The 25,915-nt window shown below is 72.9% G+C and carries 21 protein-coding genes and 1 pseudogene; 10 read left to right on the plus strand and 12 right to left on the minus strand.

What is annotated here, in order from left to right; genetic code table 11:
• Nucleotides 1-559 precede the first annotated feature (559 nt).
• Together ABZ321_RS25025 and ABZ321_RS25030 are read left to right on the plus strand one after the other, a co-directional pair.
• Nucleotides 560-1,018, plus strand: coding sequence for a hypothetical protein (locus ABZ321_RS25025; RefSeq protein WP_354895183.1), 459 nt, complete (start codon nucleotides 560-562; stop codon nucleotides 1,016-1,018).
• Nucleotides 1,019-1,298: 280 nt separating this feature from the next.
• Nucleotides 1,299-1,850: a nucleoside monophosphate kinase gene (locus tag ABZ321_RS25030; RefSeq protein ID WP_354895186.1), complete on the plus strand. Its 552-nt coding sequence runs from the start codon at nucleotides 1,299-1,301 to the stop codon at nucleotides 1,848-1,850.
• A 109-nt stretch (nucleotides 1,851-1,959) separates the two neighbouring features.
• Here ABZ321_RS25030 and ABZ321_RS25035 read toward each other — a convergent pair.
• Nucleotides 1,960-2,118 (minus strand): annotated as a pseudogene (locus ABZ321_RS25035) (helix-turn-helix domain-containing protein); the annotation flags it as partial.
• Nucleotides 2,119-2,439: 321 nt separating this feature from the next.
• Entirely contained in the window at nucleotides 2,440-2,940 is a 501-nt protein-coding gene (locus ABZ321_RS25040) for a hypothetical protein (protein ID WP_354895189.1), read from the minus strand.
• A 705-nt stretch (nucleotides 2,941-3,645) separates the two neighbouring features.
• On the opposite strand from ABZ321_RS25040, the gene ABZ321_RS25045 reads away from it, so the two are divergent.
• Nucleotides 3,646-4,587: an ADP-ribosylation family protein gene (locus ABZ321_RS25045; RefSeq protein ID WP_354895192.1), complete on the plus strand. Its 942-nt coding sequence runs from the start codon at nucleotides 3,646-3,648 to the stop codon at nucleotides 4,585-4,587.
• A gap of 47 nt (nucleotides 4,588-4,634) precedes the next feature.
• Here the strand turns inward: ABZ321_RS25045 and ABZ321_RS25050 are convergent, their stop codons facing one another.
• Nucleotides 4,635-5,822, minus strand: coding sequence for an FAD-dependent monooxygenase (locus ABZ321_RS25050; RefSeq protein ID WP_354895195.1), 1,188 nt, complete (start codon nucleotides 5,820-5,822; stop codon nucleotides 4,635-4,637).
• Nucleotides 5,823-5,935: 113 nt separating this feature from the next.
• Between ABZ321_RS25050 and ABZ321_RS25055 the strand changes: the two genes are divergently transcribed.
• Both ABZ321_RS25055 and ABZ321_RS25060 read left to right on the plus strand, forming a co-directional pair.
• Nucleotides 5,936-7,105 carry a DUF2786 domain-containing protein gene (locus ABZ321_RS25055; protein WP_354895197.1) on the plus strand — a complete coding sequence of 390 codons (1,170 nt, stop codon included), beginning with the start codon at nucleotides 5,936-5,938 and terminating at the stop codon, nucleotides 7,103-7,105.
• Between the two features lie 71 nt (nucleotides 7,106-7,176).
• Nucleotides 7,177-7,704 carry a hypothetical protein gene (locus ABZ321_RS25060; RefSeq protein ID WP_354895200.1) on the plus strand — a complete coding sequence of 176 codons (528 nt, stop codon included), beginning with the start codon at nucleotides 7,177-7,179 and terminating at the stop codon, nucleotides 7,702-7,704.
• On the opposite strand, the gene ABZ321_RS25065 is transcribed toward ABZ321_RS25060, so the two are convergent.
• Entirely contained in the window at nucleotides 7,682-8,311 is a 630-nt protein-coding gene (locus tag ABZ321_RS25065) for a DUF998 domain-containing protein (RefSeq protein WP_354895202.1), read from the minus strand. The two genes, ABZ321_RS25060 and ABZ321_RS25065, sit on opposite strands and share 23 nt — an antisense overlap.
• Nucleotides 8,312-8,419: 108 nt before the next feature.
• On the opposite strand from ABZ321_RS25065, the gene ABZ321_RS25070 reads away from it, so the two are divergent.
• Nucleotides 8,420-9,529, plus strand: a complete 1,110-nt coding sequence (locus ABZ321_RS25070) for a glycosyltransferase (protein WP_354895205.1) — start codon at nucleotides 8,420-8,422, stop codon at nucleotides 9,527-9,529.
• Between the two features lie 228 nt (nucleotides 9,530-9,757).
• Here the strand turns inward: ABZ321_RS25070 and ABZ321_RS25075 are convergent, their stop codons facing one another.
• From ABZ321_RS25075 to ABZ321_RS25085, 3 genes are all read right to left on the minus strand, one after another.
• A complete protein-coding gene (locus tag ABZ321_RS25075) occupies nucleotides 9,758-9,982 on the minus strand; it encodes a hypothetical protein (protein ID WP_354895208.1) in 225 nt (74 codons plus the stop codon).
• 949 nt (nucleotides 9,983-10,931) lie between these two features.
• On the minus strand, nucleotides 10,932-13,961 hold the full coding sequence (locus ABZ321_RS25080; protein WP_354895211.1) for a hypothetical protein: 3,030 nt from the start codon (nucleotides 13,959-13,961) through the stop codon (nucleotides 10,932-10,934).
• A gap of 56 nt (nucleotides 13,962-14,017) precedes the next feature.
• On the minus strand, nucleotides 14,018-16,693 hold the full coding sequence (locus ABZ321_RS25085) for a CHAT domain-containing tetratricopeptide repeat protein (protein ID WP_354895214.1): 2,676 nt from the start codon (nucleotides 16,691-16,693) through the stop codon (nucleotides 14,018-14,020).
• A gap of 76 nt (nucleotides 16,694-16,769) precedes the next feature.
• Here ABZ321_RS25085 and ABZ321_RS25090 point away from each other — a divergent pair, with 76 nt between their 5' ends.
• From ABZ321_RS25090 to ABZ321_RS25100, 3 genes are all read left to right on the plus strand, one after another.
• Complete coding sequence (locus ABZ321_RS25090) at nucleotides 16,770-17,939, plus strand: S8/S53 family peptidase (protein WP_354895217.1); 1,170 nt, start codon at nucleotides 16,770-16,772, stop codon at nucleotides 17,937-17,939.
• 283 nt (nucleotides 17,940-18,222) lie between these two features.
• Nucleotides 18,223-18,828: a hypothetical protein gene (locus ABZ321_RS25095; RefSeq protein WP_354895220.1), complete on the plus strand. Its 606-nt coding sequence runs from the start codon at nucleotides 18,223-18,225 to the stop codon at nucleotides 18,826-18,828.
• 76 nt (nucleotides 18,829-18,904) lie between these two features.
• Nucleotides 18,905-19,993 carry a hypothetical protein gene (locus ABZ321_RS25100; protein WP_354895223.1) on the plus strand — a complete coding sequence of 363 codons (1,089 nt, stop codon included), beginning with the start codon at nucleotides 18,905-18,907 and terminating at the stop codon, nucleotides 19,991-19,993.
• 334 nt (nucleotides 19,994-20,327) lie between these two features.
• On the opposite strand, the gene ABZ321_RS25105 is transcribed toward ABZ321_RS25100, so the two are convergent.
• From ABZ321_RS25105 to ABZ321_RS25120, 4 genes are read right to left on the minus strand one after another with little or no spacing between them, the layout of a single operon-like run.
• Entirely contained in the window at nucleotides 20,328-20,933 is a 606-nt protein-coding gene (locus ABZ321_RS25105; RefSeq protein ID WP_344503393.1) for a response regulator transcription factor, read from the minus strand.
• Nucleotides 20,930-22,045 carry a histidine kinase gene (locus ABZ321_RS25110; RefSeq protein WP_354895226.1) on the minus strand — a complete coding sequence of 372 codons (1,116 nt, stop codon included), beginning with the start codon at nucleotides 22,043-22,045 and terminating at the stop codon, nucleotides 20,930-20,932. The genes ABZ321_RS25105 and ABZ321_RS25110 overlap by 4 nt, the downstream gene beginning before the upstream one ends.
• Nucleotides 22,046-22,086: 41 nt before the next feature.
• The gene (locus ABZ321_RS25115; RefSeq protein ID WP_354895229.1) at nucleotides 22,087-22,824 is read right to left on the minus strand and encodes an ABC transporter permease; all 738 of its coding nucleotides are present in this window, start codon (nucleotides 22,822-22,824) and stop codon (nucleotides 22,087-22,089) included.
• 5 nt (nucleotides 22,825-22,829) lie between these two features.
• Nucleotides 22,830-23,723, minus strand: coding sequence for an ABC transporter ATP-binding protein (locus ABZ321_RS25120; protein WP_344503389.1), 894 nt, complete (start codon nucleotides 23,721-23,723; stop codon nucleotides 22,830-22,832).
• A gap of 104 nt (nucleotides 23,724-23,827) precedes the next feature.
• On the opposite strand from ABZ321_RS25120, the gene ABZ321_RS25125 reads away from it, so the two are divergent.
• On the plus strand, nucleotides 23,828-24,688 hold the full coding sequence (locus tag ABZ321_RS25125) for a Dyp-type peroxidase (protein ID WP_354895233.1): 861 nt from the start codon (nucleotides 23,828-23,830) through the stop codon (nucleotides 24,686-24,688).
• Nucleotides 24,689-24,735: 47 nt separating this feature from the next.
• On the opposite strand, the gene ABZ321_RS25130 is transcribed toward ABZ321_RS25125, so the two are convergent.
• Nucleotides 24,736-25,836 carry a serine hydrolase gene (locus tag ABZ321_RS25130; protein ID WP_354895236.1) on the minus strand — a complete coding sequence of 367 codons (1,101 nt, stop codon included), beginning with the start codon at nucleotides 25,834-25,836 and terminating at the stop codon, nucleotides 24,736-24,738.
• Nucleotides 25,837-25,915 lie beyond the last annotated feature (79 nt).

The raw sequence follows: 25,915 nt of genomic DNA on the forward strand, positions 1-25,915 counted from the left end.
GGGTGGGGGGGCCGGGGGGGGGGGGGGGGGGGGGGGTTCCCACCCCGCACCCCCCATGCTCGCTGTGCTCGCACTGCCTGCGCTTCGCGCGGCAGGACCGACGCTTCCGCGTGCCATCGTTGGGGTCCAGCTTCCTGGGTCCAGCTCGGCTGGTGACCAGGCAAGCATGTCGGCAGCCACCGACTCGTCCGGCGCCCTGGTGCCAGCGCTTCATCACCTACAACCTGGACCTGCAAGAGGCCCGACAGTGCGAAGGTTGAGATCCTGCTCGGTGACCCCGACAGCGCCCATGTCGCCCAGCGAGGGCATCGGCGACACGACGCCCAGCAAGGCGTACAACGTCCTGGCGTTCTCCAAGGACTGTCCGGCGAGGACAACGTCTCGATCTACTTCCACGACAGTCGACCTTGGTTTCTCAACCATCCTGGCTACGGTGAGTGGCACCCGATCGGCCTGGCGGCATACTCCCAATACCCGCCGAGCGTGTTCGCTCGCGACCGAACGAGCCGCGGGTGTGGGATAGGTCTCTCAGTTGACTGGGAGCCAAGGAGCACACGCCGTGGAGGCCGCCGAGTTCCGACCGGGCGATCACCTGTTGATCTCCTGCCAACCGCATCGTGCCGAGGTGGTGGACGCTGACCGGCACTACGTCTACGTACGCTGGCCGTGGCACGAACCGGACCCCGAGTCAGCCGTCCGCTGGGATGGGACCAACGCATTCGCCCGCGACCCGCAGGACCCGGACTTCGACCAACTCTGGCGACTTGACCCACCACCCGCCGAACTGCAAGCGGGTGACTTCTGCAAGGTCTTCATCCCGCCCACAGAAGTCGTCGTCACGTGGGCCGCTCACTTCGACCCGCCGAAGGACGCGGGCCGGCTTCCGCGTCCTACCGGAGCGCTGAACGTTGTGTCGGCCTTCGGGGATTCGCCTCGAGATGGAGAAGCGTCCGGCAAGGGCCTGTATCTCGACGACGCCGAGCCGGTGGAAATCAAGCGCCTGGGCCGGCTGCCGTGAGCCTCCGGCGTACACCGATCCGTCGCGATACACGCCCTGTGGCTAACGTGACAGCCGTTGCCTGGCGTCTTGAGGATCATGTCAGGCATCAAGTGGGATGCGGCTGTCAAGCATCTCCCGAGACCGGACATCTGCCTGGTCTCACATTGAAGCTTGACGAAACGGCCTCAGACGATCCTTGACACCTGGCCATGATCGAATGGGTGGCAGCCCTTCGGCTGATGGTATGGGATGTGGCGTGCGGCCGACCCGGGCTGGGTCACCCGGTTAGGAGCAATGCATGCGGAAGGTAGCCCTCGTCGGTGGGCCGGGAACCGACCGGTCGAGTCCGGCCCAGGTCCTGGCCGAAGCTTACGAACTGACCTTCATCAGTGCGGGCGACCTGCTCCGAGGACACGTGCAGCACCGGACGGCGACAGGTGAACAGATGGACCAGTACATCCGCGCTGGGAATCTCGTCCCTGAGGAATTGACGGCGACTGCCATCGCCGACGCTCTCGCCGGAGTGGACGGTGGCTGGGTGTTGTCCGGTTACCCGACCACCGTTGGTCAGGCGGAGTGCCTGACGCGGCGCGGGCATCAGCCCGACGCGGTGATCGAGTTGGTCCTGACTGAGGACGAATACGGCTTCGTCATGCGTCGCTGGATGGAGCTCGACCCACAGCAGGCCGAGCGACAGGAAGAGATCATGCTGCGGCACTCGCTCTACCAGGAGCGGGCCGAGCCGTTGCGCGCCTACTACCAAGCCCGCGGCATGTTCCAGACGACGAGTGGCTTTGGTGACTATGAAGACGTAGCGGCCAGGCTGATCACGATCGTGTCCGGTGGCTAGAGTGCGCTGACAGCGTCGTCCGGGTTGCGTCGGTGACCACTCTCGTCACGCCGTGATGTGGTGGTGGGCCTTGGTGCGGTTCAGGTTGGTCGTGCTGCGGCGGGGAACGGCTTTGATCCTCCAACGCTTTAATCCCGCCGGCGGCATAGCGAGCCAGCCAGGCGTGCACAGATTGGCGGGAAACCCCATACCGGGCCGCTACCTCGGTCTTGGGTGTGCCGCCCAGGCACTCCATCACCGCATGGAACCGTTGCTCCATAACGCTCAACTCCGCAGTCCCACCCGGTCCCTCCCGCCTGAATTCACAGGGGAAACGAGGACCGGGTCTACCGGGTGTCAAGCATCAGCCGAGGCCGCCGTGTCAACCATCAACCGGGGTCAGACACCGTCGGCGGTCCGCACGGATGAGAACTTTCCGTACGTCTTCAAGGCGGCCCTGACGGGCCGCTCGCGCGCTGCTCGGGGCACGCCGCGCCTTGCCGCTTCGCTCCCGGCGCGGCGACCCCGGCTGCGCGCGGGGTCCCGCGGACACCAAGAAGCCCAGCGGTCACCGACACCGGCGAGCCGCTGGGCTTCAGCGTTCACAGCATCAGAAGGCGAACCATTCCGCAGTGGGCACGTGGGGATGAACGTCGTGCACCCGCCTCGCGAGGAAGACCGGCCGGCTGAGCACCACGTCGCCCGCTCGTTGCACGCGACCAACCAGTCCGAGCTCCACGAGATGCGGGTCAGCACCCGGTGAGTATCGCAACGTCGCCCCGTGCAGCCCCGCATAGTCGAGCATCCACCGCTCAACCTCGGAAGGCACGCGACCGACCAGCGCCACACCGTCCACAGCCACCTGAGGACCCATCAAGCCGTCGATCGCGACACAGTGCAGGCCATCCTCCTCGGAGAAGTACGCCACCAGGTGGAGGCACCCTGCCGTGATCCCGGCTCCCGGATGCCGGCCCGATGCTTCGAGCAGCGCCCACTCCAACCCGGCGCCGAGCGCCGCTTCCGCCTCGTCGATGCTCATGCCGAACCGCAGCGGACCCACGCTGACGAACGGGACGAAGTCCCACTGTTCGCGGTCCTCGTCGCGCTTCACTTCCCAAAGGTCCACGACCCGAGCCTTTCCGCGCTCGTCGCAAGCTGACGAAAGGGTAGTCGGCGGCGCGCCGGCTCCATGCCTCCGGCCCTACGACCCGGAGCGTGCCTCCGGCGGCCAGGGCTGCGCGCCCTGGACTGCGGCGGGCCGGGAAGCCCGGGGCGGGGCTCCGAGTCCTCCCGTTGCGCACCGGAGGCAGCCGTGCCGCACCGGGAAGCCTCTCCGGGTCCGGAGTATGTTGCGGAAGCGCCGTCCAGAACCGCGTCACCCCCCCTGCTCAACGGCGGGGGCCGTTTTCGCGCTCGTCGCGTGGTGTCATCCACGCAGGCTTCGCCTGCTCCCCAGCGGGGGTTCCCACCCCCATGCTTCGGCTCGCCTCGCACTGCCGGCGCTGCACGCGGCAGGATCTGCGCTTCCGCGCGCCGTCGTCGGGGTCCAGCTTCCGGGGTGAGGTGGTTCGGCTGCCTGGCGAACCCGTCGGCGCCTTTGGCAGACCGACGGACCCGCCGAACTGTCCTACGTCCAGCAACACCTCATCGCGAATCAGGTCGCGAAAAAGTTCGTCCGGACATCTGGCGGAGGACACCTGCGCGGCTGCGTCCACCGCTTCGCCGGCCTGGCACCTTGCGCCCTCGGCGGCATTGAGCAGCGCGGCGGCATGCTCCAGGGTCAGGGGCTCGGACACTGGTCTGGTAGGACTTGCGGGTGCGTGATGACCAGCGGGCGGCGCTCGCGCTGATGGGCGAGCGCTTCCCGCTCGTCGAGGAGCGCTTCCGCCGCGTCTACAACCTTCGCCTGCCGCGCCACGTCGCGGTCTTCGCCGCCTTCTGGCACAGCCTCGACGGCGCGGAGCGATCGGCGGTTTGGGGAGGACTCGGCCTGCGCACAGGGGGCATCGCGGCGCTGTTCGCCGACGGCGGGCTGTCCCTGAGTGCGCGCGACGGCCTGGACGAGCGACTGGATCACCGCTACCGGCGCGACCCGCCCGAGCTCGTCACGATCATGGGCGGCGACTCGGACGGCCTGCACTACGGCCTGTGGTACGACGATCCCGCCGACCTGCCCACTTTCGTCGCGTACAACTGGGCCCGCGACACCGCGGAGACCTGGACGAACGGCTGGGTGACGATGCTCGGCCAGACGTACGGCCTGCTGCAGAAGGTCCGCAGCGACCGCGAGCGCGACGACCCGGCGCACTACGAGGGCGCGGAGCCGCTCGAGCCGGCCGAGGACGCGCTGAACGCCTTCGCCGACGCGGACGCCGAGGCGCTCGCGCAGGACGGTCCGCGCCGCTGGGCGACGGCCGACCGCCCGGACGGCGGCGTCACGATCGGACCGGCCCTGCCACCGGACGCCGGCGACCCGCGTGCGGGCCGCGCGGACGAGCGCATCACGTTGTACCGCAACCCGGAGACAGCGGCGTCGATCATCGCCGAGGCTCGCGCCGAGCTGGCGGCCGGCCAGCCCGCGTACGCGCTCGTCGTGGGCCGCGAGCTGCACTGGTTCGACGCCGACGACCACCGGGCCGAGGCGACGGAGCTGCTCGTGGGCGCATACCGGGCGCTGGGCCGCGACGCCCTGGCCGACATCGCCGAGGTGCACCACGCGAACCGCGATCTGCGATCGGTGGACGTCCTCGCGCCCTGAACCCTTACGCTGCAACGGGTTTCAACGAGGAGGGCGTGGGGTGGGGGTCAGGTGGGGACCTTCTCCGATTGCTGGAGGTCGGCGTGGGCGTCGTACGCGTGGATCCAGCTGACCATCTCGGGGAGGTTGGTGAGGCGTTCGTTGCGGGCCTGGGCTTCGGGGCCGTCGGGGACCTGGAAGCACTTGGCGTTGCCGCGGGAGCCGAGCTGGAGCTGGCGGGCGCGGGGTTTGCGGAGGGTCTCGTACGCGGCGAGGGCCTCGTTGACCGGAAGGTCGCGGCGCAGGAAATGGGCGAGGACGGCGACGTCCTCGACGGCCTGGTTGCTGCCCTGGCCGGCGTGGGGAAGCATCGGGTGGGCGGCGTCGCCGACGAGGGTGACGCGGCCGGTGCTCCACTGGCGCAGCGGCTCACGGTCGAAGAGGGCCCAGCGGCCGGTGTCCTCGACGGCGCCGAGCATCGTGAGGACGGTGTCGTTGAAGCCTTCGAAGGCGGCGACCGCCTGGGTCGCGTCGCCCTTCGCGGACCAGGACTCGTCGGTCCAGGCCGCGTCGCGGGTGTAGGCCACGAAGTTGATCAGCTCGCCGCGGCGGACGGGGTAGACGACGAGGTGGCTGGTGGGGCCGAGGAAGAACGTGAGGCCCATGGAGGAGCCGCCGGGGACCTTGTCGATCGGGACGAGGCCGCGGAAGCAGCTCATGCCGGCGAAGACGGCCTCGTCGGGGCCGGCGACGTGCTGGCGGACGGTCGAGCGGACGCCGTCGGCGCCGATGACGACGTCGGCGGTGGTGGTCGTGCCGTCGGCGAAGGTGATGGTGACGTCGTCGGGCGTCTCGGCGATCGTGGCGCAGCGCTTGCCGAGGTGGACCTCGCCGCCGACGGCGCGGAACGCGTCGAGCAGGACCTGCTGGAGGTCGGCGCGGTGCAGGCCGAGGAACGGGGCGCCGAAGCGGGCGGTGTACCAGTCGCCCATGGGGTGCTCGTAGAAGATCTCGCCGGTACGCCACTCGTGGAACTGGATGCGCTGGAGGTCGGAGCCGACCTCGCGCAGCGCCGGGCCGAGCCCGAGGGCGTCCATCAGCCGGGTGCCGTTGGCGCCGAGCGACACGCCCGCGCCGATAGCGCTGAAGGTGGCGGCCTGGTCGTACACCTCGACCTCATGACCATCAGCGTGCAGGGCGATCGCGGCGGTGAGGCCACCGATCCCAGATCCGATGACTACGACCCGTGACGTCATGGTGCCCTCTCGACTCGCGTCCTGCTTGTCGGTATTTGCGAAACAGCGACGGGAGCCTATCACCGCGGTGGATGAACGAAAGGCGGCCCGGGACGGCCGGGTAGCCTTGCCCGGTGCGTACGGCGGACGAACAGATCAAGGCGGTGCTCGACGGCAGCGTCGGGTACGAGCGCGGGCTCGACGCGCTGACCGTCGCGCCCGCCGCCGACGTCGACCCGGCGCTCTTCGCCGCCGTGCGGTCCGCCTGCTCGCGGCTGTTCGAGCGCGGCTGGCAGCCCGGTGAGCTGCACCGGGTCGCGGGGCGGCGCGGCACCGTGGCGCACACTCAGCTCGTGACCGACGCCGTCGCGGCGCACCTGCGGCAGTTCAAGCCCGCGCTGGTCGACCCGCGCTGGCGGGCCCAGGCCGACGCGCTCGGCGCGACCGTCTGGTGGGGCGCCGACGAGCGCTACCTCGACGGGCTCGCCGCGCGGTGGCGGGTCGACCGGGTCGAGGTGCTCGACACGGTGCTGGTGCTGCTGGGCATCCTGCGCACCCTGCCGCCGATTGAGGTGCTGGTCCCGCCGCCCGGCACCGTACAGGCGGCGGCCGCGAGACCGAGCAATGTCGACGTGCGGCTGCTGGACAGGGTGCGGGCGCTGCTCGCGAAGGCGGAGTCCACGACGTACCCGGCGGAGGCGGAGACCTACACGGCGAAGGCGCAGGAGCTCGTCGCCCGGCACAGCATCGACGAGGCGCTGCTCGTCGCCCGCGGCGCCGCGACGGACGTGGTGCCGTTCGCCCGGCGGATCGGCGTCGACCACCCGTACGAGAGCGAGAAGGCCGCCCTGCTCGACGCCGTCGCGGGGGCGAACCGCTGCCATGCGGTGTGGTCGCCGGAGCTCGGGTTCGCGACCGTGTTCGGGTTCGACACCGACATCGACGCGGTCGACCTGTTGCACACGTCGCTGCTGGTACAGGCGAACCGGGCCATGTCCGCGGCGGAGCCACCCGGGGGCAAGGCGGGGCGAGCGCGGCTGAAGACGTTCCGCCAGTCGTTCCTCGTCGGGTTCGCCGTCCGGATCGGCGAGCGCCTCAGCCAGGCCGTCGCGTCCGCCGCGCTCCCCCCGGACACCGCCTCCGACCTGCTGCCGGTCCTCGCCGCCCGGGACGCGCAGGTGCGCGAGACGATGGAGCGGGTGTTCCCGCGTACCGTCCGCGGCCGCGGCACCAGAGTGGACAGCGACGAGGGCTGGGACTCCGGCCGCGCCGCCGCCGACCGGGCGGCGCTGCACCGGAGCTGAGAGGATTCTCAGGGTCCCGCCGGGGTCGCGCCCTGATGCCGCTCGGGATCGATCGTTGCGAACCTGCCTGTATGACCCCATTGCTGGTACGCCTCGGCGCCCCCGTCCTGCTGTTCGTCTACGGCACCCTCCGGCTCATCGACGGGCGCGACGGCCACCACGACAAGGACGGCGCCCTGTGGAACGTCGGGCACGTCTGCTTCTTCATCGCGTTCGTGCTGCTGGCGGCGCTGACCGTGCACGCTTACCGGGCGCTGCGCCGGCACCGGGGGGTCGCCCTGCCGGCGGTCGCCGCCGCGCTCTTCGGCGCCGGCTGTTTCCTGTGGGTGATCGTCGGGGACATCTTCGCGTCGTTCCCCGAGCTGCCGGACGCGCTGCAGGTCGTCGGCCCGGCACTGTTCCAGCTCGGGATGCTGGCGTTGCTGGTGCTGCTGGTGCTGGCGCGGCGCGCGCCGTGGTGGAGCCCGGCGCTGGTGGTGGCGGCGTTCGCGGCGATCGGGGTGAGCCTGGACCTGATCCCGCTCGCGGCGGTCCTGCTGTTCGCGGGTCTGCTGCCGCTCGGCCGCCCCGCCGCCGCTATGCCTGCCGGTGCTGCCTGAGGGTCACCGCCGCGATCCAGTTCCAGGCGATGGCGACGCCGAGGAACAGGGTCAGTGCTCCGCCGGTGCCGCCGGTCATCGCCCACGCGAGGCCGAGCGCGAACAGTACACCCGCGAAACGCCCTGAAACGGCCCAGCCGACCTGGCCGGTCCGGCGGAACCCGGCCGCGAGCACGAAACAGAGCGCGATCATCGAGAAGAACGACACGCTGGCGCCGGCGTTGTGCACGATCATGTGGCCGCTCATCGTGGTCAGGCGACCCTCGGGGGTGCCGAGCGGGAAGCCGTCGCTCGCGTCCATCCGGAACACGGCCGCGATGAGCAGCCCCACCCCGATGGCCGCGTGCAGTGCTCTTGTGGCTTTCGCGGCTCCTGTACCGGCGGCCGCCGCCACGCTGAGCAGCCCCACCACCACGAAGCTGGTGGTCTGCACCCAGCCGAGGTCGCCCAGGGCGAGCATGCTGACGGGATGGCGGGTGATGTCGTACCCGTCGCGGGTGGCCGCCTGCACGACCGCCGCGACGGTGAACAGGGGCGCCGCGAGGATCCCGGCGTTCGCCAGGGCGCTGGGGGTGCTGACTCGGTCGGTGCTGACGGTGTCGAGCATGATTGGATCCTTCCGGTTGCGTCTTCGCTCACTGACGCGTCGAACGGCTCCCCGGTTTTTCGACACGTCCGTTGAACCGGTCCAGGCGGCGGTGCGTGGACGCGGGGTATGCGGATCCTCTTCACCGCGTGCCCGATGTTCGGCCACGTCAACCCGGTCCTGCCGCTGGTCCTCGCCGCCCGCGCCGCCGGCCACGACGTCGTGGTCGCGACCGGCCCCGACATGGCCGCCCGCCTCACCGTCCCCACCTGGGCCGTCGGCCCCTCACACCACGAGGCCGGCGGCGGCCCCGGGACGGACTGGCTCGCGTACTTCGCCTCGACCGCCCGCGCCCGCGCCGCCGACCTCGTCCCGCGCGCCCTGGACTGGAAGCCCGACCTCGTGATCTCCGAGGACACCGAGCTGTCCGGCCCGGTCGCCGCCGCCGCGACCGGCGCCCGCCACGTCGTCCACGGCATCGGCATCATGCCGCCGATCCGGCTCTGGGCCGCGTTCGGCCCCGCCCTCGACGGCCTGTCCGACCAGTTCGGCGTGCCCGGCACGAGCGCCGGTCACCGCGCCGCCACGTACCTCGAACTGTGCCCGCCGTCCCTGCGCCCCGCGGACCCCGCTGCCGAACGGATCTGGCCCACCACGCTCCCGCTGCGCCCCCTCGCCGGCACCCCCTCCGGCTCCGAACAGCTGCCCGCTTCCCTCGATTCGCTGCCGTACGAGCAGACCGTCCACCTCACCCTCGGCACCGTCTTCCACGCCAACCGCAACGTCCTGCACACCGCGATCGCCGCCCTGTCAGCGCTGCCCGTGAACGTGGTCGCCACCGTCGGCCCCGACGTCGACCCCGCCGGCTTCGGCCGCCAGCCTGCGCACGTGGTGCTCGCCCCGTACCTACCGCACACCCTGCTCCTCCCCCGCTGCACCGCCGTCGTCTCCCAGGCCGGCGCCGGCATCATGCTCGGCTCCCTCGCCCACGGCCTGCCCCACCTGGCCCTGCCACAGGGCGGCGACCAGTTCACCAACGCCGAGGCCATCGAGCTCTCAGGCACCGGCCTGGCCCTCCACCCCGCCGAGGTCACCGGCGCCGCGATCACCGACCGCCTCACCGAACTCCTGACCAACCCCACGTTCACCGCAGCCGCCGCAGCCGCCCGCACCGACCTCACCACCATGCCCGACGCCCCCACCGTCCTCACCACCCTGACCACCTCCCCCCACGGTTGATCGAGTAGCAGATCCGCCACCCCCACAGCCAGACCACCTGTCGATCAAGCCCACCCACCCAACGCCATGACCGCGCCGACCCACCTTGATCCATGGACAGATCTGGCCGCCCCCACGACCAGATCCCTCCTTGGATCGACGCCGACGGCCACCACTTCGTCGAACGCAGCAGTCGCAACGCGAACCAGCACAACCGCGCGTCCGCGGCGGGTGCGCAGGTTGGCCTGGTCATGGTCGACCAGGCGCATGTGCCCGGCTGCAGGCTGTGGGTTTCGCCGGCGCGGTCAGTTCGGCGTCGTGCTTGCGCTGGTACGCGAGGATGCGGATGACACCGTTGTCGGCGAACCGGCCGACCAGGGCCGCAACACCGAGAACTCGGTCGACGGCGGCAACACCGTGCAACTCGACCAGCCACGGACCGTCGCCAGCGCCGATGGCAAGGAACGCGGCCATTCAGCGCCGCTCGCGCGGCCTCCGCTCCTCGGTGCCGGAACACCGGACCCGGAACGATTGGTGCCCACCCAGAATCGACGAGCTGCCCGGTTGCAGCGCGACGCAAGGCGGCGGAAGACGGGGCGGCGCTGCAGCGAGGGTAACCACGCCAGCGCTCGCGGGCTGTGCGTTGAAACGGGCTGAACTGCGACGGCACGCCCGGGCAGCGGCGACGGGCTGGGAGATAGAACGCGGTCGACAGCGAGAGGGGTCACTGCGCTGGGGTCGGTAAGCGACGGCAGACGAGGAACAGAGGCACGCGCGGCGCGGGGGCGGGGGCTGCGTGGGACCAGGGCGGCACAGGGCGGGACGGGACGGTGCGGTGCGGTGCGGAGAGACTGCGCTGCGGCGGGGGTAACCGCACACAGCAGCAGCGGGCTGTGCGCGGAATGGGTTTCGACAGCACGCCGAATTGCAACAAGACGTTGGGCAGCGGTGACAGGCGGGGGACGGAGTGGGGTGGGCGGTGGGAAGGGGCTACTGCGCGGGGGTTGGGGAGCGGCGGCGGGAGCAGGAGCAGGGCGGCGCCAGTCGCGGCGAGGAGGGCGCCGGTGGTGGTGGCGGCTGGCACGGTGGGTGGGATGCCGAGGTAGACGGTGATGCCGAGGATGCGGGACAGGCCCACGGGGCGGGCGGCACGGGGCGGGCGGCACGGGGCGGGGCGACTGCGCTGCGGCGGGGGTAACCACACACAGCGGTAGCGGGCTATGCGCCGAACGGGCTGGACGGCGACAACACGCTGGGAGTGACGGCGGGCTGGGCAGTGACGGCGGGCTGGACTGCGGCTGCATGCCAAACAGCGGCAGCACGCTGGGCAGCAGCACGCCGAACAGCAGCAGCACGCCGAACAGCAGCAGCACGCTGGGCAGCGGCAGCGCGCAGGGCAGCGGTGGCAGGTGGTGGGAAGGGGTTACTGCGCGGGGGTTGGGGAGTGGCGGCGGAGCAGGAGCAGGGCGGTGCCGGTTGCGGTGAGGAGGGCGCCGGTGGTGGTGGCGGCGGCTGGCAGGGTGGGTGGGATGCCGAGGTAGACGGTGATGCCGAGGATGCGGGACAGGCCCCACGGGAGGAGGGCGAGCTGGTCGTTCCACAAGGTGAGGGCGCGCTCCAGGCCGATGGTCGTCACGAGGGCGCCGAGCAGGGTGAGGGGGGTGCCGGCGACGAGCAGCAGGGTGGCGGTGACGTGGCGGCGGCGGAGGTGGTAGCGGTCGCGGAGGACGAGGGTGGTGGCCACGAAGAGCCAGCCGAAGGCGGCGAACGCCACGCAGATGTAGACCGCCCGGACCGTGGGGGCGGTCCAGAACTCCAGCCAGTAGTGGCCGGGGCCGCGGACGGCGAGAGCCGCCAGCAGGAGCAGGGAGCGCAGGAGGGCGACGCCGCCGATGGTGGCCCACAGGTGGAAGGGGTCGCGGCGGCCGAGCAGGAGGCGGGCGGTGAGGGCGAACAGCAGCCACGCGCCGAGCGTCAGGACGAGGTGGGCGGGGGCGGCGAACCAGGTGTAGACCAAGCGGCTCAGGATCAGGGCCGCGGCGGGCACGGCCAGGACGAGGAAGCGGTCGGTGCGGGAGACCGCGGCGTCGAGGTGGGCGACGCGCCACGGGCGGGTGGCGCCGGTCCAGAGGGCGTGCAGGGCGGCCGGGCGGCGGAGGATCGCGCCGGCGACCAGGGCGGCCAGCAGGAGGACGAAGAGGGCCCTGGCCAGCCAGGCCATGAGCGGGTCGCGGTCGGCTCGGGTGGCGCCCAGGTCGGCGGCGGTGAAGTTGTAGGCGGGCAGGTCGACGTCGCCGCCGTAGCGGGTGACGTGGGCGTCGCGGGCCGACTCGTAGCGGCGCTCCGCCGCGCGCCACGCGTCGTAGGCGGCGGAGGAGCCGGTGTCGAGCCACTGGACGTGGCGCAGGACCATGGTGCGGTACGCGCCGAGCGTGCCGAACAGATCCGCCTCATAGGTCAGGGTGTCGAGCAGCTTCGCCCGCAGCACCGGATCGCGCCACGTGGCCGGGTCGGTCGCGGTGATCAGGGCGCGCATCCGCGCGGCGACCTCCACCGCCCGCTCCCCCTCGGCCACCGCCGCGTCCACGGCACCCGAGGCGGCCGTCACGGCGTAGATGCTGGTGAGGGCGGCCGAGTCGCCGGTGGCGATGTCCCACTCGAAGATCCACATCATGGGTGGCGGCTCGAGGCCCAGGGCGCGGACGGAGTGGTCGGCGTAGGCGCCGATGTAGAGGCCCTTCGTGACCGCCTCGCGGGAGAGGGCGAGCATCTCGCAGACGGCGGCGACGGTCGCGGGGTCGGACGAGAACGTCTGGCGGACCCAGTCGGCGGTCAGCTGCTCGGCCGGGGCGTCGGGGTCGTGGGCGAGGCGGCCCAGCGTGTAGGCGTTGAGGTCGTACAGCTGCCAGAAGCCGGTCCGCAGGTAGAGCGTCATCGGTCCGGCGCGCAGCGGGCCGCCGTCCTGCGTCCAGGTCCAGACGCCCTCGACGTGCGGGTTGGCGGCGAGGAAGCGGCGCAGCGCCTGCTGGTGCAGGCCGGTCAGGTCGTTGGGCAGGGCGCCGGAGCCCTCGAACTCGCGCCGCGCCTGGAACTCCACGATCCGCCGGTGCGTGCCGGTCTCCAGCGTGCCGTTGAAGGGCAGGTGGCTGTAGAAGTCGCCGAGCGTGTACTTGGTGGAGACGATGAGGTGCGGGTCGTCGATGCCGCCGAGGACCTCCTCGTAGGAGGCCGGGTTGGTGTGCAGGTCGCCGACGGCGCCGACGCCGACGGTCCAGGTGCGGAAGATCAGGTCCTTGCCGGCGGCGCCGGCGGTGCCGAGCAGGGCGCGCAGCATGGCGCGGACCGCGTCGACGCCGGTGACGGCGAGCTTCGACGAGTAGTCCCAGCCGGGCTGCCGGTAGACGTCGCCGCCCTCGCCGATGCGGACCATGAGGCCGGAGACGAAGGGCATCGCCTGGAACAGCTCGGTGAGGCCCAGCTGGTACACCTGCCAGAAGCGCGGGTCGGCGACCTTGAGCCCGCCGAACTCCCGCTCCAGGTAGCGCTCCAGCGGCGGTGACACGGCCAGCATGTCGGTGAGCAGGTAGACCCGCATGCCGAGGTCGGCGGCGTGGCGGAAGACGGGGCCGAACGCCTCGACGAGCGCCTGCGCGCGGGCGATGTGGTCGTCGCCCGCCGGATAGACCGCGTGGCCGTCGCCGACCAGGGCGAACGTCACATACTCCAGGAAGCCGGGGACGACGACGCCGTTGTAGCCCTGGGCGAGGGAGTGCTCGACGAACTGCCGGAACTGCGCGTCGATGCGGGCGACGGCGGCCTGGTCGACCCACGGCGCGGCGGGCAGCAGGGCGCCGACGACGACGTCGGTGTTGAGCGAATAGTCGGTGCCGGCGGCGAACGCGGCCGGGTCGGGCTCCCGGCCGACGGACCCGGCGTCGGTGAGCCGCAGCCCGAGCCGCGGCGCGAAGACGGCGGGGGCGCCGGTGAGATCAGGGGCGGGCAGCACCGCCGAGCCGGACCGGATCCGGTCGGCGACCGCATACAGGCCGGTGGCCGCGCCCGCGACGCCGGCGGCCTCGATCGTGATCGCCGTGCCGTCGCCGCCGAGCCGATAGGCCTCCAGCGAGCTGCCGAACGGCGCGACGCCGACGACGACCCGCAACGGCATGCCGGGACCCTCGGCGGGCTCCTGGCCGATCGCGGGCGCGGGCAGGCCGCGCCGGACGAGCGCGTCGGCGACGGCCTTCGCGGCGAGGGTGAGCCGCGGCTCGGCCGGCACGCTGATCACGCTGATCGCCGGCGCCGCGACGAGCGGGGTGGCGGGCGCGGCGGCGGCCCGCTCGACCGGCACGGACACCGGGGCGAACGACAGCCCGAGCGCGCCGCCGACACCCCACGCCACCAGCGCGCCGAGCACCAGCAGCAGGAGAGCCGAAGTCACCACCCGTCGCATGCGGCACATCGTAGAGCCCGGGTCTGACACTTCCGCCAGTCAAATGAGAGAAAAATTCACCCCGCCCCGAAGCAGACGAAGCTGCCGGTGCTCGCCCGCACCGAGGGGTCGGCCGCCGCCTGCGCCAGGGCCAGGGCGGTCGCCGGCGGGTGGCCCACGCCGAGATGGCCGTACAGGTCGCGCATCAGCAGCCGCGTCGCGCCGTCGTCGACGGGCCCGGTGCTCGCGACGACGGTGGCCGTGCCCATGTTGAGCAGCGCCGCGACCAGCCCCATCAGCTCGTCACCGGGGTGCACCTCGGCGAGGCCCGTGTCGCAGCCCGACAGCACCAGCAGCGCGGGCGGCCGGCGCAGCGCCGACAGGTCGTACACGGTGAGCGGGCCGTCGGCGAGGAGGAGGAACGAGAACAGCGGGTTGTCCACCCGGAACTCGCCGTGCGAGGCGATGTGCCCGATCGCCGCGCCGTCGAGGGCGGCGAGCGCCGGCGCCACCCGGGCCCGCTCCCCCGCCAGCACGGTCGGCGGCACGCGTTGGTCACGGGCGATCTGCGCGACCTCGGCGGCCGCCTGCGCCGCGGACGGCGCGCCGACGAGCACCGTGGGCCCGTCGGCGGGCGGCTGGGTCGCGACCCGCCACCAGATCGCCGCGGACGGCGCGACGGTGATCGACCGCCCTCGCAGCCTGGGCAGCATCGTCCACGGCATCGCGTGCAGCGCACCGGTCGGCACGAGCACGAGCGGGCCGTCGCCGATCAGGTCGGCGACAGGGTCGAGCAGCAGCCGGTCGAGCGCACCGGCGCCCCGGTCGACGCGTTCTGCGCTGGTACCGCCGTGCCCGAGGATCTCCGCGCTGAGCGCGATCCGCAGGTGCTCGAGCTCCGCGGCCACCGGCGCGATCGGCCCGACGACGCGCCGCGCGACCCGGTGCCCGCCAGCCGAGGGGAACACCACCAGCGCGTGCAGGACGCCGTCGATGGCGAGCAGCTCGAACAGCACCCGCCCGTCCAGCGCGGCGGCCAGCGACGCGAACGGCACGTCCGTGCGCGCCGCGGGCCGCGAGCCGGGCACCCGCCAGGAGCGGCGCCGGATCTCCGCCTCCAGGGACCGCTGCCGCCGCAGCAGCCGCCCCGCGCGCTGCGGGCCGGCGGGCGCCGCGGCCAGCTCGCCGGTGATACGGCGCAGCTCGGTGAGGGCCCGCGCGACGACCGGGTCGCTGGACGGGTGCGTCGGCGGCAGGGACAGCGCCGCCGACCGGCACCGCTGCGCCCAGGTGAGCGCCTCCCGCGGCCCGCCGTGGTCGAGGGCGAGCCGCAGCCTGAGCCCGGCGAGCGCGGCGGCCTCGACGCTGCCGCGCACGCGCAGCTCGGTGGCGCCGAGGCTGGCCCGGTACTCGTCGGCGATCCGCAGCCCGGCGGTCGCCGCCCGGGCCGCCTCGGCGGTCGCGCCGCGAGCGAGGTCCAGGCGGGCCCGGACGTGCGCCCACCGCACCCGCAGCGGCGCCGGGCCGAGCTTCGCCGCGGCCGCCGCCTCCTGCAGCAGGTCGGCGGCGGTGCCGTGCTCACCGAGGCCGACCGCGAGCTGCGCGGCGTCCAGCAGCGCCTCCCAGCCGGGATGGGGCCAGCCGGCGTCGACGAGGGCCCGCCCGGCGGTCCACAGGTCCCGCAGCGTCCCGCGGTGCGCCCGGCCCGACGCGACGACCGCCGCCAGCTCCGCGACCCTGGCCCGGGCGATCCACACCGCGCGCTTCTGCCGCGCGAACACCTTCCGCGCCGCCGCGGCCGCCGCCCGCGACTCGTCCGTGCCGAAAGTGCCGGAAGCGCCGGGCGTGCCGGAAGCCCCGGAAACAGGGCCGGAGCCGCCGCTCGTGAGCAGCGCCAGCCGCGCCATCATCAGGTGCGCCTGGCCGAGCACCGAGTCGAGGTGTCCGTCGGTACAGGCGGCGATCGCCGCACGGATCGCCGTGCCGGCCTCGGGCAGCAGCCGCACCGACAGCAGCAGCTCCGCGCGGTCCAGGAGGCTGACGGCGTCGACGCCGGTCTTCCACAGCCGGTCGTGCGCCCGGTCGTAGCGGGCCAGGGCCGTCGGCACGTCGCCGGCCTGCGCCGCGACGAAGCCGAGGTTGTGCTCCACCTGCGCCGCGGCGGTCGACATCCCGAGCCGGTTGTACAGCGCCTGCGCCGCCCGCAGGTCGGCCTCGGCGAGGCGGAGGTTGCCGCGGAAGCCGTGCAGCACCCCGCGGTTGGTCAGCGTGCGGGCCTCCCACACCGCGTCACCGGAGCGCCGGAACGCCCGCAGCGCATCCCGGTACAGCTCCATCGCCTCCCGCTCGAAGCCGAGCCGGCGCAGGATCAGGGCGCGCTGCATCGAGGCCCGGGCGCGGCGCTGCCCCTGCAGGTCGGCCATCGCCCGGTCGATCTCGCGCAGCGCCGCGGTGGGCCGGCCGAGATCGTCGAGGATGAGCGCGTGACTCATCCGGGACTCCGCCTCGTACTGCGTCAGCCGGTGACGCCGCGCGACCGCGATCGACGCGCGCAGATGCCGGTCCGCGCCCGCCGCGTCGTGCCGGGCCCGGGCGGCGAGGCCGAGCGTCCGCAGCGCCACCGCCTGCGCCGCGCGGTCACCGGCGCGCTGGGCGTCGCGCAACGCCGCGTCCGCGAGCATTTTGGCCTTGACGGGATCGGCCATCACAATCGGCAACAGCCGCTGCGCCAGCTCATCGGCGGTGGTGGACACCTCCGATGTGTATCACGGCGCCGCGCCGCCGTCTCTTGTCACCGGTCCGTCTCTAGCTGAGCACTGAGGAGCAAGCATGTCCGTTGCACGAGATCGTCTCGAACGGTGGCTGGCGACCCGCGACGCGCGCCTGTCCGGACTGCCGTGGCTGCGCACCGAGTCGCACGCCGGCCGGACCGTCCGGTTCGTCGCCGACGAGATCCTGGTCCAGGACGCGAGCACCGCGATCGCCCACCGCACCCTGGTCGGGCTCGGCCACCGCACCAGCGAGATCGCCGAGGACGAGCCGGCGTCCGGCCTGCGCCGCCTGCGCACGTCCGGCCTCGACGTCTCCGACGCCGTCCGCCGCCTGCGCGGCCAGCTGCCGCAGGGCTCCGTCGTCGGGGCCAACCACGTCTTCATGTCGACGCCGCACGAGCACGGCGGCCCGTTCGGCCCGCCGGTCGCGGTGGACGCCCCTTCGGCGAAGCTGATCTCGTCGGATCACGCGTCGCCGGTACGGGTCACCGTCATGGACACCGGCATCTGGCTGAACAGCCCGCTCCCGGAGGGCTGCTACACCGCGACGCCGGAGAACCACGAGACGGTCACCGACGGCGACGGAGACGGCATGCTCGACTCCGACGTCGGCCACGCCAACTTCATCGCCGGCGTCGTCGCGCAGGGCACCACCGGCGCGCAGGTCCGCATCGTGAAGGTCCTCGACAGCTTCGGCGTGTGCACCGAGGCCGACCTCGCCGCCGCGATCACCGCCCTCACCGACACCGACGTGCTCAACCTGTCCCTCGGCGGCTACTCGATCGGCGACCTGCCGCCCGCGGCGCTGTCCGCGGCCCTGCGGACGTTCCTCGCCGGCGGCGACCGGGTCGTGGTCGCGGCCGCCGGCAACAACGGCGTCGCCGACCGGCCGTTCTGGCCGGCCGCGTTCACCGCGAGCGGCGAGGCGTGGGCGGACCGGCTGCTCGCCGTCGCCGCGCACGACGGCACCGCGATCTGCGAGTGGAGCAACACCGGCCCGTGGGTGAGCGTCGCCGCGCCCGGCGCCGACGTCGTCAGCACCTACATCAACCATGACCTGTTCAGCAGCGGCTGGGCGACGTGGAGCGGCACGTCGTTCGCCACGCCGAAGGTCGTCGCCGCGGTCGTCGACCGGGTCGCGACCGCCGGCTCGGTCACCGCCGCGGCCGCCGCCGTCCGCGCCGAGGCGCAGGGCAGCATGGTGGGCGGCTACCCGGCGCTGCACTGAACCACCGGCACGACGCGGCACCGCACTTGAACCACCGGCGCGACGCGGCGCTGTACTGAACCACCGGCGCGACGCGCCACCACGCTTGAACCACCGGCGCGACGGCGGCGCCGCGCTTGAACCAACGACGCAACGGCGGCGTCGCGCTTGGACCACGGGCGCGGCGCTGAAACACCGGCGCGGTGCTTGCGACACCGGGGCGGAGCTGCGCCGACGCGCCGACGGGAACAGGGCCGCGACACCGGCCGGCGCGGCGTTGACACGCCGTGGTGCACTGTTGCCCGTGATCGAAGCGGAGGAGCCCGACCGTCCCGCGTGGCTGACCCCGGAGCGGGACGAGGAGCCGGCCGGCCCGGGCTCCCGGCTGACGCTGCTGCTCATCGCCGGCGGCGCGGCGATCCTCGTCCTCGTCGCCGGCCTGGCCGCGTTCGCCCTGCTCGGCTCGTCCTCCGAGCCGAACCGGCCGCGCCCCAGGTCGGCGGCGGCCGAGCCCGTGGTGGCGGTCGCCGCCTCGACGGCACCGGCCGGGGCCACGAGCCCGCCGGCCGCGGAGCAGAGCGCCACGCCCAAGACGTCTCCGGCCAAGCCGCACGTCACCGCGGCGCGGATCAGCCTCGAGCCGGCGAGCGTCACCGGCCCCTGCCCCCGCTCGACGAAGTACGTCAGGGTCAAGGTCACCGTCACGATCACGGTCTCCAGCCCCGACGTCCGGCTGCGGTACACCGTCGACGGCGGCAACGAGCACGGCGCCACGCTGCGGTCGAAGACCTTCACCGACAGCTGGGAGGCGGAGGTCCGGCGGGCGGCCGGCACCTCCACCACCACACTGCAGGTGATCGCGCCCAGCACCGCCTCCGACACGGCGACCTTCACGTACACCTGCAACTGAGAGTTCAGATAGAACACCAGTTCGAACATGAATGTTCGTGAATACCGCACGATTGGTTACGCTCGATGGACCAAGAGTGACGGGACTGACGAATGCCATGATCACCGAAGGCACGCTGCTGGTGCACTGCTCGGCCAACCAGGCGCTGCGCTGCGCGCCGATCGCCGAGCGCCCCGGCGCGGGCCTCGTCATCTCACCGTTTCAGCGGGACGAGGCGGGCCTGCTCGCCACCGCCGCGTACCTGCTGCGCCAACGCCACTTCGAGGCGCCGCTGCTGCTCGACGCGGCCCGCTACGCCGGACCGGCCCGGCTGCCGGCGAGCGCGCCATTCAACCCGCGCTGGCTGCGCCGCCAGCGGGAGCTGGGCGTGCCCGTGCTCACCGACTCCGGGTACGTCGACAGCGGCGACGAGCCGGGCCTCGCCGGCATCCTGCACCGCGCCGCGGTCCTGCCCGACACGATCGCCGTCCTGCCGCTGCACCCGATCTGGCTCCAGGACCGCCTGCACCGCACCGTCCTGACCGGTCACATCCGCGCCGCGGGCGGCCCTGTCGCGCTGGTGCTGGAGGCGAGCCGCGACCCTTTCGCCCTGCCCGGCGTGGTGGAAGGGCTCCTCGCGGTCCTCGGCTGCGGGGTGCCGACGCTGCTGCTGCGCTGCGACGTGTCGGCGCTCGGCGCGCTGTGCCACGGCGCCGCGGCCGCCGCGGTCGGCACCGTGGCGGGCCTGCGCCACCTGACGCCCCGGCCCGCGCCCCAGTCCGGTCCGGTGGCGCGTGGCTTCCGGCCGGCGGCACCGTCCGCGGTGTTCGCGCCGGCGCTGTCGTACCGCCGCATCAACGCCATCGCGAGGGCGCGCCGCCGCCATCCCGACCCCGGCCTCTTCGGGTGCGCGTGCACCGTCTGCGACGGCCGCGACGTCGACTGGATGGCCGAGCTGGACGACCGCGAGCGGGAGGTGCCCGCGTTCGAGCACTCGATCCGCGTCCTGCAGGACCTCCGCGACGAGCTGCTGCGCTCGGCCGACACCGCCCCGGCGAGCTGGACGGCGCACTGCACGGACGCCGTCTACCGCTCCCGCGAGCTCGGCTGGGACCCCGCCCCGATGCTCCGCCACTGGCAGCGCCACCAGTCCCCCGGCGCCACCGTCACCCGCCTGACCGCATGACCCGCACCGCCCGCCGGACCGCTTCCGAGCCCGCGCCGTCGCCCTCCACGCCGCCGGACCGCTTCCCAGCCCGCACCGTCGCCTCCGCTCCGCCGGACCCGATCCATCCGGCCGTGCGCCGGCCACCCACCGCCGACCGACCCGCGCGACGCCGGCACGCCGCCCGTTCCACGCCGCGACGCCACCCGCCGACAACGCCAGCAGGCGACGCCGCACGGCCATCGCCACACGTCGCCGCACACCGAAAGCGCCCAGCGACGCCGCACACCGAAAGCCGCACCAAGCGACGCCGCACGCCGGAAGCGCCGAGCGACGCCGCACGCCGGAAGCGGCGTCACAGCCAGCCGTTGGACTGCGCGACGCCGACGGCCTCGATGCGGTTGCGGGTGCCGGTCTTCGTGATCGCCGCCGACAGGTAGTTGCGGACCGTGCTCTCCGACAGGCGCAGCCGCCCGGCGATGTCGGCGACCGTCGCGCCGCCCGCGGACTCGCGCAGCACGTCGCGCTCCCGGTCGGTGAGCGGGTCGGGCCCGGCCGCCAGGGCCGCCGCGGCGAGCGCCGGGTCCACGACCCTGCCGCCCGCGTGGACCCGCCGGACGGCGGCGGCGAGCTCCTCGACCGGACCGTCCTTCACCAGGAAGCCGCTCGCGCCGGCCTCCATCGCCCTGCGCAGATACCCGGGCCGCCCGAACGTCGTCAGGATCAGCACCCGGCACCCCGGCACCCGGTCGCGCAGCCGCGCGGCCGCGGTGATCCCGTCGCCGCCGGGCATCTCGATGTCCAGCAGCGCCACGTCGGGCCGGACCCGCTCCGCGACCGGGACGATCTCGTCGCCGGTCGCGACCTGCGCCACCACTTCGATGTCGGGCTCCAGGTCCAGCAGCAGCGCCAGCGCGCCCCGCATCATGCCCTGGTCCTCGGCGAGCAGCACCCTGATCACAGTGGCAGTCTCGCAACGAGCGTGAACCCGCCACCGTCCCGGGCCCCCGCCTCCAGGCTGCCGCCGGCCGCGGCGAGCCGCTCGGTGAGCCCCCGCAGCCCGTTCCCCGATGCCGCTGCCCCTGGCGCCACCGCGGTGGCCGCCCCGCCGTCGTCCGCGACCCGCAGCGCCGCCGCACCGTCCACGGTGGAGATCTCGATGTCGCAGCGCTGCGCGCCGCTGTGCCGGACCACGTTCGTCGTCGCCTCCCGCAGCGCCCACGCGAGGAGCCGGTCGGCGTCGTCCGGCAGCGGGTCCGCCGTCCGCTGCACCGTCGCGGCGATCCCGGCGCTGGACAGCACCCCCTTCGCGCGGGTCAGCTCGGCGGTCAGGCCGCTCTCCCGATACCCGGTGACCGCCTCCCGGATCTCGACGAGCGCGCGCCGGCCGATGTCCTCGATGTCCGCGGCCTGCGCCGCCGCCGCGGCCGGATCCCGCTCGGCGATGCGCCGCACCACCTCGGCCTTGACGACGATCACCGACAGCGTGTGGCCGAGCAGGTCGTGCAGGTCGCGGGAGAACCGCAGCCGCTCCTCCGCGACCGCGGCGACCGCCAGCGCCTCCTGCGCCCCCTGCAGCTCGCGGATCAACCGGCCCATCTGGCGGACCGCGCCCACCAGCCCCGACGCGAGGACCGTGCCGACGATGACGCTGAGCAGCGCCGCGGTCTCCGCGTGCTGCAGCCAGCCCAGGACCGCCTCGACCGCTACCACGGCCAGCAGCACGGCCAGCCCGACCGTCATCCGGGGGCGGCCGCCATACACCGCCATGCCGCACGTCGACACGAACAGCAGCACGATCAGCCACCGCTCGCCATACGCGGCGGCCAGCGCCACGCCAAGGGCCGCGACGGTCCCGAACCCGATGTCGGCCACGCGGCGCAGGTCGTCGCGGTGGTCGAAGCCCAACGTGGTGACGGTGACGTAGAGGGCCGTGAACAGCGCCAGGCCGACCCCGGCGACCACGCCACCGTGCTGCGGTGTGATCGTGTCGATCGGGCCCAGCAGCGGAAACGTCCACACGCCGACCCAGAGCAGGCCGCCGACCGACGGCCTCCACCGCTTCCTGGGCATGCGCTCCACCCTAGCCTCCAGGCCATCCGGCACGTCTGGGCCTACAGGCCCGCGGTGCTGCGGACCGAACGGCGGAAGCCGGCGACGGCCAGAACCGTGAACACGACCAGCCACGCGGCCAGGGTCAGCACGTCGGCGCCGGTCGGCGCGCCGCCGAAGGCGACCTGCCAGGACATGTCGGCATACGCGTGGGTCGGCAGCCACCGCCCGACCGCCGCCACCCAGCCCGGCATCGCGTCCAGCGGCAGCCACAGCCCGCCGACGATCGACATCCCCAGGTACACCAGCAGGTTCAGCGGCTGCACGGTCTGCGCCGTCGCGAGATACCCCATGCCGAGCCCCAGCAAGGCGAACGGCAGCGACCCGAACCACAGCAGCGGCACGATCGCCAGCCACTGGCCCACATCGAGCCGGACCCCGTTGACGGCCACGGCGGCGGCGCACAGCGCGACGACCGGGACGATCGCCGTCGCCATCGCCGTGAGCCCCTTGCCGACGACGACGCGCACCGGCGACAGCGGCGTGAGCCGCAGCTGCCGCATCCATCCGATCGACCGGTCGACCACGACGCCCGAGGCGTAGTTGAGCAGGGCGCCGATCGCCCCGTAGCCGGCCATGCTCACCATCGTGTACGTCGCGGCGACGTCCTTGTCCTGCCCGGTCAGCCCATGCAGGTTGGTGAACAGCAGATAGCTCAGCAGGGGCATCAGCACCGCGAAGATCAGCAGTCCCGGCATCCTGCCGAGCCGCCGCAGCTCCAGTCGTACATAGGCGAACATCGCGATCACACTCCGCTGAGGTTTCCGGTGAGGGTCAGGAACGCGTCCTCCAGGCCGGCGCCGACGACCTCGAGGTCCCGCAGCAGGCCCGCGGCGGCGAGGGCGAGGACGGTCGCGTCGGAGTCGGTCGTGGTGAGCACGACCCGCCCGTCCCGCCGAGCGACGGCGACGACGCCCGGCAGCCGCTCGAACCCGCCGTCCTGCCCGCTCTCCTGGTCGGCCACGCTGACGGTGCGGACCGTGACCATCCGCTTCACGCTCGTGGCGGTGCCGTCGGCGATCACGCGGCCACGGTCCAGCACCACGATCCGGTCGGCGTTGTCGTCGGCCTCCTCCAGGTAGTGCGTGGAGAACAGGACGGTGCGGCCCTGCGCGGCGTAGCCGCGGATCGCGGCCCAGAACGCGCGCCGCGACTGCACGTCGAGCGCCGCCGTCGGCTCGTCGAGGATCAGCAGGTCCGGCCGGCCGATGACCGCCATCGCGAAGCGCAGCCGCTGCTGCTGACCGCCGGAGAGCCGCTCCACGGTCCGCCCGGCGAGCCCGTCCAGGTCGGCGAGGGCGATCGCCTCGGCGACGGGCATCGGCCGCGGGTACACCGCGTGCAGGAACTCCAGGAGGTCACGCACGCTCGACCGGGGCGGGACGCCGCCGGCCTGCGGCATCGCCCCGACCCTGCCGTCGGCGACCGCGCGGGCGACCGGCCCGCCGAACAGCTTGGCGGTGCCGGTCCGCGGCGGCAGCATGCCGAGCAGCAGGAGCAGCGTCGTGGACTTGCCGGCGCCGTTGGGCCCCAGCATCGCGACGACCTCACCGGCCTCGATCCGCAGCGACACGTCCCGCACCGCGAGGCCGCCGCCGCGGTACGCGTACGACACCCGATCCAGCTCGACTGTGCTCATGCCATGACGCTATGACCAGCCCACGCGCGGCGGCAGAGACGGCGGTACCCGATCGGCGGTGACAAAAGTACTGGTGTGGATCTTGCGCCGGTACGATCGGTGCCATGCCCCCGACCCCGCAGCCCGGCATCTTCGCCGCCGCCATGGCCGAGCACGCATACCTGGAGTTCGACCTGCGCCCCGGCACCGACCCGCGAGCGCTGCTGGCGGCGCTGACCGCGGTCGGCGAGCCGATGCCCGCGACCGGTGCCGTCAACGTCGTCATCGGCATCCGCCCCAGCCTGTGGGGCGCCGCGCCCGACGTCAGGGACTTCGACGCGCCGGTGACCGGTCCGGACGGCTTCACGATGCCGGCGACGCAGCACGACGCGTGGCTGTGGCTGGCGGGCGCCGACCGCACCGCCCTGTTCGACTACACGCGGGCCGCCCTGGCCGTGCTCGCCCCCGTCGCCGACCGCGCCTCGGACGTCGCCGGGTGGGTGTACCACCACGACCGCGACCTCACCGGCTTCATCGACGGCACCGAGAACCCGCCGCGCAGCCTCGCCCCGTCCGTGGCCACCGCCGACGGGTGCGCCGTCGCCCTGGTCCAGCAGTGGCACCACGACACCGCGGCGTTCGACGCGCTGCCCGTCGCCGATCAGGAGCTCGTCATCGGCCGAACCAAGGCCGACAGCGTCGAACTCGACGAGGACCGCCAGCCCCCGACCTCCCACGTCTCGCGCACCGTGATCACCTCGGCGGACGGCGAGGAGCTGAAGATCTACCGCCGCAACACCGCCTGGGGCACCGTCGGCGAGCACGGCACGATGTTCGTCGGCTTCTGCGCCACCCAGCACCCGCTCGCCGAGATGCTGCGCCGCATGGCCGGCACCGACGACGGCGTCCGCGACGCCCTCACCCGCTACACGACCCCGCTGACCGGCGCGTACTACGTGATCCCCCCGGTCGAGGCGCTCGGCTGACCGTCCCGGGGCCGATCATGGAAGGTGGCGTCATCCTTCGTCACCGGTCAGCCTGAACGTGCCGCCGCGAAGGCGTCCATGCCTTCGAGGTGACGGACTACGGCGTTCAGGGCGACGACCGTTTCCCGGTCGAGGTGGGGGTCTTCCTCCACCGGCCAGGCGCTGCACTTGGCAATGACGATGTCCGCATCCGGGTCGACGTACAGGTACTGCCCATAGATGCCGAGGGCGGCGAACGTGTGGCGACCGCCGCCTGTGACCGTCCACCAGTGATTCGCGTAGCCGTAGTGGTCCGGCTGCTGCCGGCCCAGCGCGCCTGCCACGAGGTGTGGTTTGACATCTCGCCAGCTGCGCTCGACCCAAGCCCGCGACACGATCCGCTGCCCTCCGATCGCACCTCTATGAGACATCAGCTGGCCGATGCGCGCGAGGTCCCGGACAGTGGCGTTGAAGGATCCGCCGCCGATCGCGCTTCGGCCGCTCTCCCTGCTGAGCCAGTAGTAGGCATCGTGGTCAGCACCTATCCTGCTCCACAGCCACCGGGATGCGAACTCTGCCAGGCTGGTGCCGCTGGCGGCCTCCAGGACCCATCCCAGCACCTGGGTGTCTATCGTCGAGTAGTTGAACGCCGCACCGGGCCGGGCGAACCTGGCGACCGACCGGACCACCGCCTCCAGGGAACCGCCCGTGAAGATCGCGTCGGTGAACCGGGCGATGTCGCTCTCGGGATCGGTCCACGACTCCACCGTCCCCGCCCCGCTCGTCATGTCGAGCAGGTGCTCGACCGACACACCGTCGTAGGCGGTCCCGGCGAGATTCGGAAGGTATTGGGTGACCATGTCGGAGACGTCGATGATCATGCGGTTGTCGAGAGCGATCCCGACCAGGATGGATGTGATCGACTTGGTGAGAGAGAACAGCTGGAAGCGCACGCCGGGTCCGGCGAACAGTCCTGGATACGACTCGTGCACCAGGTTCCCCTTGTGGAGCACGACGAATCCGGTGGAGTAGGTCCGGCGGTGCAGATGACCCAGGTCATACGTGCGGCCGTCGAGCTGGTACTCCACCTCGAGCGGCATCGTGAGTCGCCCGGACCGGGTGTAGGAAACCCCCCGCCCCACGGTCGTCGACGGGAACAACCGATTCATGTGGGTAAACGTCCACTCGCTGGTCGGCCGCTACATCATGACGCTGGCCTGACGGCGCCACAGGCGCATCAATCCGGCG

The sequence above is a fragment of the Dactylosporangium sp. NPDC006015 genome, assembly GCF_040614215.1.
GTDB lineage: Bacteria > Actinomycetota > Actinomycetes > Mycobacteriales > Micromonosporaceae > Dactylosporangium > Dactylosporangium maewongense.